Consider the following 16,777-nt stretch of genomic DNA (forward strand, 5'->3'; position numbering starts at 1 on the left):
TGGTCGTATTATTTCTGAATCTATCTGGCTCTTAAATCATTTAGCAGTATGCCTATCGCCAGCGCTTCCTGTTCGTGGCCTTCTTCGCGCCAGACCTCTTTTAGTGCCTCTTCTTCCCACTCCATCATTGACTGAAGGTTTAGCAGACGCTCAGCATAGGCTTTAGCGGTTGGAGAAACCGGTAAGTCGTAGCTTTGGATTCTGAAAGCGACTGGGGCAAAAAAGGCATCCACGGCGGTGAATTTTTTACCTGCCAGAAAAGGGCCGCCAAATTGATTTAGCCCTTGTTCCCACAGTTCACTTAGTCGTGCCAGCTCAGTGATTAATTGTTCTGATAATTGATGCGGGCGAATTCGCACACCAACGCTCATCGGGCAGCTGTTGCGTAGTACACTGAACCCGGAGTGCATTTCTGCGCTTGCACAGCGGGCCCAGGCGCGAGCTTCGCGAGAATCTGGCCAGACTTCAGGGTAAGACTCTGCAAGATACTCGGCAATAGCCAGCGAGTCCCAGACGATGGTTTGATCGTCAACCAGACAAGGTACCTTTCCTGACGGCGAGAAGCGACGAAATTTCTCCCAGTTGGAGCCGGTATCAAATGGAACGATACATTCTTCAAAAGGAATGCCTAACTGGCTGAGTAAAATCCAGGGGCGAAGCGACCATGAGGAGTAATTTTTATTGGCAATATACAGTTGATACATGATGAGCTTCTCCTGATTATCAATAGATAAGTAAACACTTCAGTATTTCATTGTAGGCTAAATTTTTTCCCGTTGGTTAAACCCGAACGCCAATCAGCGTCAGAATCAGCGGTGTGGTAATGGCTGACAGAATGGTGGAGATCACCATACTGGATGCCGCCGGACCAACAATGACGTTGAACTGGCGAGCCATCAGATAGACGTTAACACCAACCGCCATTGAACCCAATAACACGACAACCTGCGTTTCCATTGGGGGAAGATTAAGCGCTACCGCCAACAGCCAGACAATAAAGGGCTGAACGATAAGCTTTAAGGTACAAATCACCGAACTGATTTGCCAGCCATCACGAATGCGATATTCCGCTAATCCCATACCCAAAGCTACCAATGACATGGGCGCCGCAATTTGACCAAGCATACTTACCGGTTGATCGACAACCGCAGGTAAATCATAACCCGTCAAACTGAACAGCGTGCCGGAGATAATGCCGATAATTAATGGATTTTTCAGCACGTTGGCGGCGGTTTTGGCAAAGCCATTGATAGAGAAAGAGCCACTGCGTGACCATTCAACCGATACGGTGACCAGAGTCCAGAGGATTAAACCGTTAAATACTAATACCAGTGCGACGGAAGGTAGTGAAGCCTCGCCAAGAGCCACCGTCGCCACCGGAATACCTAACATAACGTTATTGGAGAATATTCCACCCAGTGCAAATACCGAACCTGAGGTTCCATCCAGTTTCAGCATCTTTGCCGCCAGTACTCGTCCAATCACAAAGACAATCAGACAACTACCAAAAAAGGCAATAAGCAAGCGAGCATCTACCGGTGGCTGCTTAGAGAAGTTACACATCATACGAAACAGCATGGCGGGTAGCGCGACGGAAAAAACGAATTTAGTCAGGCCATCGGCTACATTTTTGCTCCATTTTGCCCAGCGAATGAGGGCATATCCCAATATGGCCAGAATAAACAACGGCGCAGAAAGAACAATTTGATGCCAGAGAGGAAGAAGGAAGCTTTGCATGGGATCCTATTAAGTGAATATGCAAATAATGATCGTGCTAATTATATTGGCAATCTTTTTATATTGAATATTTGCGAAATGATTTATTTATGACTATTACGTAGCGCGATTAAAACGTCAATACTCAACGGACGATTCAGAAATAAGTGCTTTATTTTGTTATCAGACGATGTAATAACGCTGAAATTGTAGCCATTCACAGAAATAGTCTCGATGTTTTTTAGTGATATCAGGGCTTTTTCTGAGGGAGTAAATATTAGTTTACACCGGGTGCTATTTTAATTTGATAGTTAATTTCTTGAATATAATGAAATTAATAAAGTCAATGAATTAAAATAGATTGTGTGGTTACTAAAAAACTAGTTTTTATTAAAAAATATTAATGGACTTATATGTTATGGCTATTTTTTGAGCGATTGGTTTGTTTTTAAATATAAATAAACCACATTTATATTATGGTTATATCTGTAAAAACACGCTTTAATTTATTTTTGTTTTTTAATAAATTATAAGTAAAAACAAATTATTACACTTTAAAAATGGTGAGACACCAATAAAGATACTATGTAAAAACCCCTTCGTTTTAAAAGAATTCCATGAATATTTAACGTAAATGAGCTTGTTGTATAAAATACATGGGCTATTTTTTTATGTATGGCCTTAATAATTAAATCTCTTTTTCTTTAGGATTAATGGGAATGGGTTGTTGAATATAATATTTATATATTGAATATCCCCTGTATTTGTGAGTATTTGTTTGTCCGATAGGTAATAATATATGAACACCATTTATAGACTGGTCTGGAGTGACGCTCTTAATGCCATGGTGGTAGCCCCTGAAACAACAAAAGGAAGAAAGAAAGGTTCTGGACGAACAACACTGAAAGCCGCACTAATACTCGCTCTGAGCATGTTTCCGCTTATTTCCCATAGTGCTACCATTAACCAATCATGGATAGGTAATTACACCTTCCCTGCACAAAGCCCGGATCAACAGTTTCAAACTGGGGTGCATTTTAATATTGATGGTATCGATCAGAATGATAATACCGCTAACGATCAGCACTATCTGGCTGGCACGGTACTGAATATTGTCGGGCCAATTCCCGTGTTGGAAACGGGTAGCAATGGCAACATTATTAATGCAACGCTAAAAGATTTATTGCTTCAGGGCAGAATAAAAACCATTCAGGCCCTGTCAAGCAGCCAGCAGACTGAACAGATCACTGCAGATAATATAGATAGTTTTTTCTATTCTACTTCTGCGGGGCAGCCGCAACAAAATCAGGAAGTCAATGTCACCATTCCCGGTCTGGAAGGGAGCCAGTCGGTACTAAAAGTGTATGATTCTTCGACTTTTGGTACCAATACCTCTGAACAGGTCGGCGCTATCCAGTTGCCAACTTATGATCCTTCTTCGATTAAGATTTATAACAATTTGGGCATTGCCCGTATTGCTCCGGTAGGCGGGACAGTTAATGTCTATTTAGGTGCAGATACTAACAGCGCTACTGCAATTTCTGATGCGTCTAACACTATCTCATTGCTCAGTAAACATACGACACTGGCGGCCGCTGAAGGTACCGGATCCGCAACCAGCGATGTTAACTGGTATTCCGATAACCGCATTAATTTTGCACCGGCGATCGTTCTCCCTTCAGATACTCAAACCGGAACGGTAAGCAGCACTAAATACAGTCAGGAAATTAGTGTACCTGCTTATGGTTTGGATGCGTCCGGTGACGTGGTTCGTCTGGCGGACAAAACGTTTACCATTCAATCCGCGGCCGATATTGCCACGCTGAATGACTGGTTAATTCAGGATGATGGCACTACTCCCAGTCAGGTTCAGCTTTGGTTAGATGGCGAAGTCACCAGCAGCGACGGAAAAGTGATTAACTCTGCCAAAACTGCGCAGGATGCTTACAACTCGCTGATCTTATCAGTCCTGGCCCTGCGGGAAACCGACAGAGTTGATTGGGAATACCATATCTGGCAAGACGGACTTGCACACAGTAATAATGGCACTTTGGATACCGGTGAGCTGAATGTCATTCTGGCGACCGGTTCTAATGCCTCAGGGATCATTACTTCTGAAGGCAGCCTGGCGCGAAAGCGGCGGCAGCCCGCTGTCTGACGGCATGCTGGCAGAGGATTCCAGTGCGACTAACCTTGGCACCATTAACGCAGGTCTGTTTATTGAGAAAAATGGCACTAATCAGAACGTCAATAACAATGGTTCTTATGCTATGCACGGTAAGGGTAACAGTACCCTGACGAATAGCTCGCTTATCAATGCCGCATTAACCGATGGTGATAGTGATGGTGCTGCCGGTATGGTGGCAGAGGGAAATACTCAGGCGACTAATAATGGCCGAATTAATATTGTCAGCAATACCCATAATGCCAAGGGTAAAGCCTCTGGTTATGGTGCGGATATCAGCGGGAGCTCAACCTTTGTAAACAGTGCCAGCGGTGAGATTTATGTAGGTACCCAGGCGCAAACCTCGATGACCGATGGGTATTCCGACGTCAATATGATTGGTGGCGCCTCTCAAGCTGCCGGTGTTCGTACCAGTAGCAGTGGTAACGTAACCAATAACGGTACCATTATTCTGGGGTCGAAGGTTCGTAATGCGGTTGGCATGCTGGTCAACGGAGCCAGCGGTTTGGTAGTCAATAACGGACGAATTGAAGTGTTGGGCTCGAAGGTACTTGGCTATGTCGCACAGAACTTTGGTTTGTCGGCGATTGATACCACTACGGTGAGAAATAACGGCGATATTTATGTCAACGGCGATAATAACGTTGCATTAAACGTGTTGGCGAATAAAGCCAATGCCGATGTTCAGTCTTTAAGTGGCACTATTACTGTAGATGGTTCTGGCGATATTAATTACCGTAACTTTGCTGTGTTTGTTGAAGGAGATAATAGCTATCGGGCCAGCGCAAATATCGCCTCACAAATAATCCTGAATGCCAGAGGTGCGGTAGGGGTTCACGCCCGGGGTAATGCACTGATTAATGTTCAACCTTCAGCCACTATTCAGTTTAACGGTGAAAATCAGATCGGTTATTACGCTTATGGCCCACAGGCGGAAATCGATTTGGCTACCGCCACCCTGGGTGATAATGGGCAAGCGGGAACCATTCTGTTTGCTATCGATCACGGAGCCAGTTTTACCGGTACCTCTACCGGTAGTATGGCAAACCCTTACAACCTGACTGTTAGCGGTGTAGGTTCGGTAGCGGTATATGCCAATGGTCGTGATGGTACGACAGCCTCAAGATTGTTAACCGGTGATGCTCAAATTCATGTTAAAGGTGAACAGGCTATCGGTGTGAAAGTGACTGGTGGCGCTCAGGGCGTTATCAGTGATGGCGCCATTCTGCTGGAGAACAATAATACTACGGCAGTGGCCGTTGATGGACGGGATTATAAAATCAATGGCAAAATCAGTACTACGACTCTGCCAACCATCGTTACTTCCCGTGCACAAATTAGTACTCAAAGCTCCCAAAGCGGTATTAAAGGATATGACGTTTCCTATAATGGTCAGTTAACGCTGACGGGTGGCTCAGGTATGCAGCTGGGAGGCAGCGATAATATTGGTGTTTATCTGCACAATGGCGGTATTGCTACCAATAACTCTGCTATAGCCGTTGAAGGTGATAACAACCTCGGGGTGTATATCCAAAACCAGGGGCAGTTAACTAATAACGGTACCATTTCTGTTAGCCGCAGCGCGGGTAGTACAGGGCCAAGCAGCAGCGTTGGGGTTAAGGTTGAAGGTAGCGGCGCGGTGGTAAATAAGCTGGGTGTGGTTACCGCTAATGGTGGACTGGCTGCCGTACAGCTGATTGACGGTGCTACGTTAACTATTAATGGAAATGATAACCGGGTTGATGCAACGGATGGTGCTCACGGTATTTTGATGGATACCGGAGCGGTTTCTCTGACGGCGCAAAATACCACCATCAACGTCAGTGGTAGCGGTGCAGGTATCCAGAACAATGCCAACAGCTCTAATATCAAACTGAATAACGTTACGATTAATGCGGCAGATGGCCCGGCAATACGTACTGCGGTGACATTTACTGCCGATGACAGTAATGCCAATACCGGTAACGTGCTGAACGTTATGGGAGACGATAGTAATTTCAGCGGCGCTGGTTTTGCTTTTGAAAATGAAGATGGTAGCAATACTACCGGTGATTTACATATTGGTAGCGGTTATACCATCAACGTAGATAACGCCACCCATACTGCAACGGGAGATGCCATTCGTGCAAGAACCGATGGCAGTGTCGATACTCAAGCCAATATCTATATTGATGCCGCAGGTGGTGCGGCTATCTATGCGCCGATAGCCCGTGGCAGTATCAGTAATGGCGGCGTGATTAACAGCTTCAGTGAAGGGTCGAATGTTGTTCAGGCGGCTCTGGCCAGTGTATTTACTAATACTGGTTCTATTACATCAGGTAGTACCACCAGCCCGATGGATGTTATTGATATCAGCGGTGCTGGTGCTGGCAGTCGAACCATTCTTAATGATATCAATGCTTCCATTATTGCGAGCAGCCAGCAGGCTACGCTGATAAATGCCGGTGGTAGCGCGAATAATACCATTACTAATAAAGGAACATTGCAGGCTGCCAGTGATACGGCATTAGCCATTCAGTCAGGCAGTGGCAATGATGTTATTACACTCGATGGTGGTGCAACGCTCGGGATAATCAATGCTGATTCCGGTCAGGATCGTTTTGTCTGGAATAGTGGTACTTTTGGCGGGGAAGTTAATTTTTCCGGCGCTGACGGTGGTGATATCGCGCAGTTGGGTAATGTTGACTTGTTCGCTACTCGCCACCTTCTTAGTGAAGGGGGAACGGACAGTCAACTGACATTAACCGATACCCATTTATGGAATGGTACCGGGTCAGGCACCAAAATTGGTTCTCTGACAATTGACGATCTGGCTAAAGCAACAAACATTGGTACCGGCTGGAATAGTCTTATGGTCACTGGAGGACAGGCAGATGTCCGTGTTGTTGATAATTTAGCGTTATCCGGCACAACCCCAACCATTAATGTGATGAATGGTGCGACTCTGCGTGCTGCTGACAATATCAGTGATGCCACCAAAGCCACACTAAATAACTATGATATCGCTACCAGCGGCAGCACCAGTAAAGTGGTGCTGGACGGTACCTCTGCCACTCAGGTTTACAGCGGAGTGATTAGTGGTGACGGTCAGCTTGAGCGAGGCGCTACCGGAACCACCACCTTACTGGGAGAAAATACCTATACCGGTAATACGCTCATTGATGCAACGGGCGCATTACAAATTGGTGATGGTGGTACCAGCGGTAGCCTGTCTGAAGCGACATCCATTATCGACAATGGTTTGTTTACCATTGATTTATCAAAAGAGTTAACGCTAAGCGGAGCCATTGTTGGTACCGGTGCATTCCATCAGATTGGCAGCGGTTTAACTCGCTTAAATGGTAATAACAGTTATCAGGCAGAAACGCGCGTTGATAAGGGTACTTTGCTGATCAATGGCGATCAGAGTGCGGCTACCGGGCTGACAACGGTACTTTCAGGCGCATCTCTGGGCGGGAAAGGCACCATCGGTGGTGATGTGGTTATGAATGCTAACAGCATCCTGACTCCGGGGGACAATAGCGCCAGTACGTTAAATATTAAAGGTAATTTAGACCTGACCAGTACCACCCAAAGTAATTTCCAACTGGGTTTGGCATACACTCAGGGCGGCGATCTGAACGATCTGGTCAATGTGAAAGATCTGGTATTAAAAGGTCAGGTGAATGTCGATGTTTCTCAGGGTGGGTACTTTGGCCCGGGGGTTTATCGTCTGTTTAACTACTCCGGTAATATCACTAACGACGATTCCGATCCGAATGATGCCAATAACACTCTGACAATTGGTTCCATTCCTTCAACGGCAGACCGAAACAATGTGTTTGTCCAAACCTCAATCGATACTGAAGTTAACCTGGTAAACGGTAATAATCTGACTCTGCAATTCTGGGATGGCGGTGAATTCTCGCACCATGGTATCGATGGCGTAGTAGGTAACAAAAAAGTCGATGGTGGTGTGGGTAACTGGCTGGCACCGGGGAACTCGTTGGGAGACAACAACTGGACATTGCCGGACGGCAATGGTAATGCGCCATGGCAACAGGCTTCATTTGCGATCTTTCAGGGAGAAGCCGCGGCAGTTACAGTTAATGACAGCCTTGGCGACGTCGTATTGGCCGGAGCGCAGTTTGCTTCATCTGGTTATGTGATCGGTGGCGATGTTATCAAAATTGTAGAGACCACGACATCCATGGCTCCTGAGCTGTATACCGGACAAACCGTTGGTAGCGGTGACTTCCTGATCCGTGTCGGTGCCGGCGGTGCCGGTGCGGATTATACCGCCACCATTAATGCCGATCTCCAGCAGCTTAACAGCGGCGATTCGCTGACATTGTTGAAAACTGACAACGGTCGTCTGATTCTGAAAGGCAACAACAGTTATACCGGCGGAACCCGTATTAACGGTGGGATATTGCAGGTATCGGCAGAACAAAACTTGGGGCTGTTGGGGACATCACTGACGATTAATAATGGTTCCACCTTACAAAACGGTGCGGACTTTACCACTCAGCGTGAGATCTTCCTGGGAACCTCCGGGGGTAATTTTGACCTGAATGGTCACACGTTAAATACTCAGGGCGTTATTGGCGGAAACGGTTCGCTGACGGTACTGAGTAGTGAAACCCAAAGAGACAGCACCCTTAATCTTGATTTGTTAAATGATTATCAGGGTGATACCACAGTAAAAGGCACCAACGGCCTGAGCCAGGTGGTGGTGAATGCTAACGTTACCGGAGCATTAGGTAAAAGCAGTAGCCTCGTTACTCTGGAAACCGGTTCTACTGTCAATATGAATGGAACCAGCAGTGCGGAGCAGCATCACTTCTCCGTAGACGGTAGTACGTTGAACTTTAATGGTACTTCATCGGCAAATACTGCATTGATTGATGGTAAAGCTAATGGCGTGATTAACTTCTTTGGTCAGTCAAATGGGGCACAATCCAATATCAACTTGCTAAGCACCTCAACGCTCAATCTGGCGGATAACGCTAATGCCGGTTCTGCTTTGATTACCAACAGCGGAACCGTTGCCTTCTTCGGTCAGGCCTTAGCGGAAAACGCCACTATTGTGAATCAGGCTGGTGGGCTGGTTGATACCACGAATGCTTCAACAACGGTTGGTTCTCTGTCCGGTGCAGGTGATATTCATTTAGGGGCAAATACCTTAACGGAAGGAACGCTTAACCGCAGTGAAACCATTAGCGGTGTTATTAGCGGTGCGGGTGGTGGCTTTACTAAGACCGGTAGCGGTACCCTGACATTCACCGGTAGCAATAGTTATACCGGTAATACGTTGATTGAGCAGGGCATCTTATTAGTCAATGGTCAGCAAGGTGCTGCAACGGGTGACGTTAGCGTAATGGCTCAAACTACACTGGGCGGTTCTGGTGTATTGGGAGGCCACGTTAGCGTTGCTGACGATGGGCATATTGCCGCCGGTTCTACCATTGGTGAGGTGGGTGTATTAACCATGGGTGGATTGACGCTGGCAGATAATGCTCAACTGGATTATCAACTGGGTCAGGCTTACCACCCGGGCGGCGCTTATAACGACCTGATGAATGTTAACGGTGACCTGAATCTTAACGGGAAATTGAATATTACTCAGCCTGCGGGTGGTCGGTTTGATGTGGGTGTTTACCGCCTGATCAACTATACCGGTTCTCTGACCAATAACGTATTGGATATTGCCAGTGGCCCGGTGGCAGCAGACGACTTGTATGTTCAAACTTCGGTAGCTAATCAGGTGAATCTGGTTAATCGTGCTGGTACTACGTTACGCTTCTGGGATGGTACCGGTGGCACGGGCGGAAACCTGAAAAACAATAATGCCATTGATGGTGGTGATGGTCTCTGGCAGGCCAGTGCCGGTAACGACAACTGGACTACCGATGAGACCACACCAGAAGGCGCATTTAACGCCCCATACAGTGATGATGCTTTTGCGGTATTTGAAGGTACTAAAGGTACCGTTACCGTTGATAATAGCTTAGGTGCCGTTCGCATCAGCGGGGCACAGTTTGCTTCCGATGGCTATGTGGTTGTCGGTGATAGCATCACTACCAATACGGCGGACACTGTCATTCGGGTTGGTGATGGTACTGCCCCGGGAGCTTCTTACACCGCGACTATTAATAGTGTGATTACCGGCAGCGGCGGTCTGGATAAGGCAGATATCGGCAGATTAATTCTGAACGGTAATAACGATTATCTGGGTGGAACCACTATCAGCGGCGGTACGCTGCAAGTTTCCGGTGATAATAATCTGGGGCTGATATCAAACGGCATCACCATTAACGGCGGTACTCTACGTTATGGTGCAGCATTTGATACCGCTCGTGAGGTTAGCCTTGGTAGCTATGGCGGTGCCATTGATACTGCCGGACAGGTGGTTTCGCTACTGACGGCAGTGACCGGTGAAGGCAAGTTAACGAAAACGGGTGAAGGTCAGTTAACGTTAACCCAGGACAGTACCTATACCGGTGGAACAGTGATAGATCAGGGCGCACTGAAATTGGGTACCGGTGGCACTATCGGTAGTATTTCTGGCGATGTGCTGAATAATGGAATATTACAGGTTGATCGCTCAGACCGTTACACCCTTGATGGTGTGATGAGTGGAACAGGTCAACTGTGGCAGCAAGGTAGTGGTACCACTGTTCTTGCAGGACAAAATAGCTATACCGGTAGAACGCTGGTGGAACAGGGAACATTGTTGGCTCAGGGGGCAAATACCCTTAGCGCAGGTTCTATCCATGTAGTGAGTCGTGATGCTTTACTGGATACCGGTGGTAGTAACCAGACCGTCGCCGGTATTTTGAACCAGGGAATCATCTCGTTACGCGGCGCTCAGGTTGGTTCAACTCTGACGGCTAAAGGTGACTATGTTGGTTTGAATGGGGTTATTAAACTCGCAGCACAACAGCAACCGGGTAGTAACGGCACCGCTGACCGACTGGTGATTGACGGCGGCAATGTATCAGGCAAAACGATTCTGGATATTGATGTCAGCCAGTTAGGTGGTCAGAGTGTTGGTGATGGTATTGAGGTGGTTACGGCTCTGAATGGCGCCACCACTACTGCACAAAGCTCCCGTGATGCTTTCGCGCTGACGGCTGACCATTTGGAAGCCGGTGCTTATCAGTATCAGCTGTTTGCCGGTAATGCTCAGGGTCGCGGTGAGAACTGGTATTTACGTACTGCTTATCGCCCGGAAGTGCCGCTGATGACCTCTGTTGCACCTCTGATTCGTCAGTCGGATCTGGCGGTTCTGGGTACTCTTCATCAACGTGTAGGGGATGAATTAACCGTTAATGAAGGCAGCGAGCTAGCCCATGAAAATCGGGTTTGGGGTCGAATGATTGGTAAATCTTCCGATTTGACCCTTAACGATCAGGTCGGTTCTAAATTGAATGCCCATATGACTGGATTGCAGGTTGGTGTTGATGTTTACAGCAATCGCAACTGGAAAGCCGGTTTTTATACTTCGGTGATGGATGTTAATAGTAACGTTGTTGGTGATTTCTCCGGCAGCCGGGGAACGGCGGGGTCAATTGATTCTAATTCGCTCTATTTAGGTGGTTACGCCACTTACACCGCCGATAATGATTTCTATCTCGACAGTGTGTTGCAATACGGTAACCACAGCATTGATGTGAATCTGAAAACCGGAAGTACCAACTATCATCCTGATGGTAATACCTTGATGGCTTCCCTTGAGATGGGTAAACCTTTCCGAATTGCTGAAAGTGCATGGCGGATTGAACCTCAGGCTCAGATAATCTATCAATACAGCAATTTTGATAGCATTGGTCTGAGTGGTAACTCCAATACCACCGCGTCAATGGATTCGGATGATTCGGTGATTGGAAGACTGGGTGTTCGTCTTGTGGGTGACTACCCAACCGATAAAGGAAAACTGCAACCCTATGTACGTGTGAACCTGTGGCAGGGATTATCTGGTGGTAAAGATAGTTCTCGTTTCAGTAATAACGTCGCCAGCACTTCGTTAAGTTCTGACCAAAATTATCAGAGCACCGAAGTGGCGGTGGGCGGAACCTGGAACATCAGCGATAAGGTTCAGACCTATGGTGAAGTGGGTAAAACCTACAGTAATAACAGCAATGATTCTCAGGTAGAGTCATCGGTTGCTGGGTCGGTAGGGTTTAAGGTCAGGTTCTGATTGGGGTGATGGTAGTCTTTGGGTGCTGATAAATGAATTAAATCGGCATCAATGGGTATTCCGGCCGTAAAAAAATTGAGCGAATATAGCTCATGTGCTCGGCCGGAAGACCGTTTGTACTTAGCTTTGGAGTGCGTTGGGCCTGGCCGGGTTAGGGGCTGTTACAAAACACCGTCGGTGTTTTGCCCTTCGGGCCAGCGCTAGCGCTGTTCAAACAGGCAAAGCCTGTTTGTCGTTGGCTTACGCCAAGTCGACCCCAACACCCGTCTCTCCCAACGATTAGCTATTAGTGCCATGGCTAAGTCACCAGACTTTGTCATCAATTAAAAACGGCGGCCAACAGGCTGCCGTTTGTTTATGTTTAATTTTAATAACTCACTGCCCTTTCAGGGCATTGTAGATTGAGACTCTGGAGATGCCGAGGGTGTCGGCGGCTGTGGTGGCGGCTCCGCGTAGCTGTAGCATTCCCTGATCGGACAGATGGCGGATGAGCTTTTGCCGTTGCTGAGAAGAGAGGGCACGAGGCTGGGTGTTTAGCGTGGCGGCGTAGTGATTGATCTCTGTTCTGATATCGTCCAGCTTCCATGATTTTAGCGATTCATTGAGCGGGGCTTCGTGGTTATTCACTGCGGTTAGCTGGCTGAGTACTTGCTGCATGGTATTAAACAGTGAAATATCCAGGTTCAGACACAGGGCTGCCACATACTCTCCCTGACTGTTTCTCAACCCTATCGAGGTGCTTTTAGCCGGTCTGCCATCGGGAAAATGGTTTTCATAGTTTTGCACCACATCAGGGAATTGATCGTCCTGAATTCTGGCTAACCCCATTTCTGTTGCCGGATCGCCAATTTTTCGACCTGACAGCGAGTTTTCCATAGCGATAATGGCATGCTCAGGGTGAGTCAGATCGTGTAATACCACCTCGCAGCTGGGGGCAAACATTTTGCCCAGCGCTGTCGCTATTTTTTTCGCTTCACGCAGTAATAGTTGATTTTCGTGCTCTGCGGATGAAGTGGGGTGTTTATTTGATGGCATCAGTCAGGTATCCGATTTTACTTTCTGTTGACTCTTATACAATATGATAAGAAGTTTATAGCATATTTATTGGGGGAACGAGTATGCTTTCCGGCATCGTGCACCTTACAAGGGGAGGACATTGTGTCATCAGTTATTTTTAACCAGCTTATTACTTTATTAGAGGGTGGGCAGGCTCGCTATCGGGTCATTGAACATGCCAGCGCCGGACGTTCTGAAGAGGCGGCTAAAGCCAGAGGAACGCAAATTGAACAGGGCGCGAAGGCGCTGGTTTGTCATGTGAAAGGCAACGGTATTAAGCAACATGTTCTGGCGGTACTTCCCGCTCATCGTAAGGCTAATTTACAGGTTTTGGCTCAGAAACTGGGTGGAACACGGGCATCACTGGCCAGTCCACAAGAGGTGATGGCGCTGACTCAGTGTGTATTTGGCGCCATTCCTCCTTTTAGCTTTCACCCTGACCTTAAGCTGGTGGTTGATCCTTTGCTATTTAATCAATTAGACGAGATGGTATTTAATGCAGGATCGTTAGAAAAGTCGCTGTTGCTTAATGTGGAAGATTACCAACGTATCGTTAAACCAGAGCAAGTTGAATTCTCGGAATCAGCTTAATATTTGGTCATTAATCATATAGTGATAACTCACAAAGAATATGATAAAAAACGGCGAATGAATTCAGTCATGACAGGGAGTTGGAGCGAGTGAAAAAGCTATTTTTAGCAGCATGCCTTACCGGATTATTGTGTCAGCCGGCGCAGGCATCTTTTGATGGTGATGGATGTGATTTCTGGTTAGCGCCGTGCTCTCTTCCTCTGGGCAGTTATCCATTTTTATGGGTAAGTAACGATACCCGTGCAAATTTGCTACTGCTGGAATCCGATAAGCACCAGTTTGCTTCGCTGTATGCTCCCCTGGCAACTGAGCCGGCTCGTAGCCGTGAGTTACCTTTTAATATTCCTCGTGTTGTGCCTCCGTCCGGTAGCAATGAGTATGGTTTTGCTATCACCGAAGTTGATATACCAGCGATTAAACAGTTAGCGGAACAACTTGGGGTTGATATTAGCTCTCTGGATTTGTCGGATAAGATGCTGCTGGGTGGTCGTGGCCGAATGGTGTCTAACACTCCGGCAGCGTTAGCTCAATTTTTCCAGCTACTGATCGATGATAAACAACTGACGCCGGAACAGCGTAAAGATTTGGCCCATCAGCGAATGAATATCCTGATTAATCCCGAGCTGGCGGATGTTTCAACCGCTACTTTCCCTGAAAAATCACATGCTGCCGACTTACATAATTACTTATTCAGCGCCGCCTATTTTTACAATGGTAACTTTAGTGAGGCCAGTACGGGCTTTCAGAGTCTGCTAAAGGCGAATCAGCCTTGGGTGGCAGAAACCGCCACTTATATGCTGTTTCGTGTGGCGTTAAATCAGGCCGTTGAACATGCCTTAGATGAATATGAAATGTTTGACGTAACCAAAAGCGATAAAAACCTGACTTCGTTGGCCGCTCAAAAAGCCAAGGATTATCTTGCTGCTTATCCGAACGGGCGCTATGTGTCATCGACTCAGGATCTGTACCGTCGTATTTACTGGTTTGCTTCTGACTGGGATGCACTGGCTAAAAGCTCAGAGCAAGCTCTGGGGCGGGCAGCAAATATGGAAGCCTTGCAATCTTTAGTTAATGAAGTTGATACCAAATTATTGAGCAGTTATGCATGGCAAGATATCGATAATCAATTTGTTTCGGCGCCAGAAACGCCGATGTTAACCCTGACTCAAACATTGCGCCGTTTGCGAGAGGGCTATCAGTCTCGTCCGAATGCCGTTCTGGTAACTGAAGCAGAAATTAACAGTTATAAGCCGATGTTTGAAAAGGCCGGTATGACCTCAGCATGGAACTATCTGCATAATGCATGGCTGTTTTATCTGCCAAAAGATTACGCCAAAGTTGAGTCTGCTATTCCCGCGGCCACAACACAGGCATTGACGGATACGGTTGATTTTAGTCTTCAGGTTCTTTTGGGGCAGGCGTTACAGGCTCAGAAAAAGTGGCCTCAGGCCGAAACTCACTGGCGTCATTTACTGACCTTAAAAACCACCGCGATTCAGCAGCAATTTCTACAATTGATGCTGACGAATTCACTGGCCTATCAGGGAAAACCTGAGCTGGTGTTTGTTGCGGACAGTCCGGTGACTTCGCTTCGTTTCCGTTCTTTAGTACTAAAAGATGTCGCGAATGCTGCATTATTGCGTCAGCAAGTGGCTTCTGGCGTAAATAATGAAGAACGTATTATTGCACTGCATACGCTACTCACTCGTGATTTGATCACCGGGAATTATTCGGACTACCTGAAAGATCGCGCTTTAGGTAAAGATTCAGTATCACCGAAGTTTGATAAAGAGAAGCTGGGTGATGTGAATATCACGGTATTTGACTGGGACGGCAGCAATACGGAGAAAGGCTATCATTGTGCATCTCTGGATAAAACGGCTGAAGTCCTGGCAAGCCAGCCTAAAGATGGCCATGCGCTTAACTGTATGGGGGAATTTTTCCGCCTGACAGAAACCCGCGTTGATACCGGTGTGGAATATGGTTTGCAGTGGCAGTTAAACGATGCGCCAGCCATGTTTAAAGGTAAAGCGCAGAGCCGTTTAACGCGTTATCAGCAAGTGATTGCTAACTCTGCGGCAGAGCCGGAAGATAAAAGCTATGCCCTGTATCGCGCAATAATGTGTTATGCCCCTTCAGGTTATAACAGTTGCGATGGGCAGGAAATTGACAGCAACGTGCGTAAATCCTGGTTCCAGCAGTTAAAACGTGACTACAAAGGATCGGAGTGGGCAGAGAAACTCCGTTATTACTGGTGATCAAACGCGTTCTGCTGGTATTTAGCCTGTTATTGAGCCCGGTTATTTGTGCGGCTCAAACAGGGGTTGATGCCAGTCAGTATCAGAAGTTTTGGCTGTGGGCTGGGGTTCGTCCTCAGCCCGTGCTACATCAAATGTCTGAGCTTTATCTCTATCAGGGGGAAATTGTCCGCCAACAGGGAAAAGCCCGACTGTGGAGTAAAGGGATCCCGGTAAGCCGACTAAAAGCGCCCAAACTCTGGTTATCCATACGGGTTACGACGCTGGATATTCCTGAACCAATGCTGGATGCCATGTTAACGCTACGGGAAAAGTGGGTTGCGGCAGGTAATCAGCATGTTGGTATTCAAATCGATTTTGATGCTGCCAGCTACCAGCTTGATAAGTATGCAGAGTTTTTAAGCCGGGTACGCAACAAGTTACCTAAAGATTGCCCGTTAAGTGTTACCGGCCTGCTGGACTGGGCGAAAACCGGGAATGTGAATCAGCTTAATCAATTGCCGGTAGATGAGCTGGTGGTGCAAACCTATCAGGGGCGTAAGACGGTTACCAACTATGATGCCTATTTACCTGCACTGCTTGGTTTAACTATCCCTTTTCGTGTTGGTTTAGTTCAGCATGGCGAGTGGGATAAACAGTGGCAGCAGCGATTATCTCAATCCTCTTACTATGGTGGTGAGGTGGTTTTTTTGTTGAATTAAGTATATTGGCCAGTAACACCTAAAATTTGTCCTGATGGAAACGTCATTGTATGGGTTTTTGCCCATCCGATATAAGCATATATTTGTT

At 47.0% G+C, this 16,777-nt stretch carries 8 protein-coding genes; 5 read left to right on the forward strand and 3 right to left on the reverse strand.

What is annotated here, in order from left to right; translation table 11 throughout:
• Window positions 1-20: 20 nt before the first annotated feature.
• Window positions 21-704, reverse strand: a complete 684-nt coding sequence (locus I2494_RS10745) for a glutathione S-transferase family protein (protein WP_218466995.1) — start codon at window positions 702-704, stop codon at window positions 21-23.
• A 76-nt stretch (window positions 705-780) separates the two neighbouring features.
• Window positions 781-1,737 (reverse strand): AEC family transporter, encoded by a 957-nt coding sequence (locus I2494_RS10750; protein WP_218466994.1) that lies wholly within the window; start codon window positions 1,735-1,737, stop codon window positions 781-783.
• 778 nt (window positions 1,738-2,515) lie between these two features.
• On the opposite strand from I2494_RS10750, the gene I2494_RS10755 reads away from it, so the two are divergent.
• Both I2494_RS10755 and I2494_RS10760 read left to right on the forward strand, forming a co-directional pair.
• Window positions 2,516-3,874, forward strand: a complete 1,359-nt coding sequence (locus I2494_RS10755) for an ESPR domain-containing protein (protein WP_228350920.1) — start codon at window positions 2,516-2,518, stop codon at window positions 3,872-3,874.
• Window positions 3,786-12,083: an autotransporter outer membrane beta-barrel domain-containing protein gene (locus I2494_RS10760; RefSeq protein ID WP_228350921.1), complete on the forward strand. Its 8,298-nt coding sequence runs from the start codon at window positions 3,786-3,788 to the stop codon at window positions 12,081-12,083. The genes I2494_RS10755 and I2494_RS10760 overlap by 89 nt, the downstream gene beginning before the upstream one ends.
• A gap of 375 nt (window positions 12,084-12,458) precedes the next feature.
• Here the strand turns inward: I2494_RS10760 and I2494_RS10765 are convergent, their stop codons facing one another.
• The gene (locus I2494_RS10765; RefSeq protein WP_218466993.1) at window positions 12,459-13,118 is read right to left on the reverse strand and encodes a helix-turn-helix transcriptional regulator; all 660 of its coding nucleotides are present in this window, start codon (window positions 13,116-13,118) and stop codon (window positions 12,459-12,461) included.
• 123 nt (window positions 13,119-13,241) lie between these two features.
• Between I2494_RS10765 and I2494_RS10770 the strand changes: the two genes are divergently transcribed.
• From I2494_RS10770 to I2494_RS10780, 3 genes are all read left to right on the forward strand, one after another.
• Window positions 13,242-13,730 (forward strand): YbaK/EbsC family protein, encoded by a 489-nt coding sequence (locus tag I2494_RS10770; RefSeq protein ID WP_407657901.1) that lies wholly within the window; start codon window positions 13,242-13,244, stop codon window positions 13,728-13,730.
• An 89-nt stretch (window positions 13,731-13,819) separates the two neighbouring features.
• Entirely contained in the window at window positions 13,820-15,988 is a 2,169-nt protein-coding gene (locus I2494_RS10775) for a hypothetical protein (RefSeq protein ID WP_218466992.1), read from the forward strand.
• Window positions 15,958-16,689, forward strand: a complete 732-nt coding sequence (locus tag I2494_RS10780; protein WP_218466991.1) for a DUF3142 domain-containing protein — start codon at window positions 15,958-15,960, stop codon at window positions 16,687-16,689. Before I2494_RS10775 ends, I2494_RS10780 begins: the two co-directional genes overlap by 31 nt.
• The last annotated feature ends 88 nt before the right edge of the window (window positions 16,690-16,777 follow it).

Origin of the sequence: Limnobaculum allomyrinae, from assembly GCF_016649425.1 — a bacterium.
Classification (GTDB): Bacteria; Pseudomonadota; Gammaproteobacteria; order Enterobacterales; family Enterobacteriaceae; genus Limnobaculum; species Limnobaculum allomyrinae.

Excerpts from the sequence above, each read along its gene's own strand:
- I2494_RS10745 (WP_218466995.1), bottom strand. The coding sequence starts at position 704 with ATGTATCAACTGTATATTGCCAATAAAAATTACTCCTCATGGTCGCTT.
- I2494_RS10750 (WP_218466994.1), bottom strand. The coding sequence starts at position 1,737 with ATGCAAAGCTTCCTTCTTCCTCTCTGGCATCAAATTGTTCTTTCTGCG.
- I2494_RS10755 (WP_228350920.1), top strand. The coding sequence starts at position 2,516 with ATGAACACCATTTATAGACTGGTCTGGAGTGACGCTCTTAATGCCATG.
- I2494_RS10760 (WP_228350921.1), top strand. The coding sequence starts at position 3,786 with ATGTCATTCTGGCGACCGGTTCTAATGCCTCAGGGATCATTACTTCTG.
- I2494_RS10765 (WP_218466993.1), bottom strand. The coding sequence starts at position 13,118 with ATGCCATCAAATAAACACCCCACTTCATCCGCAGAGCACGAAAATCAA.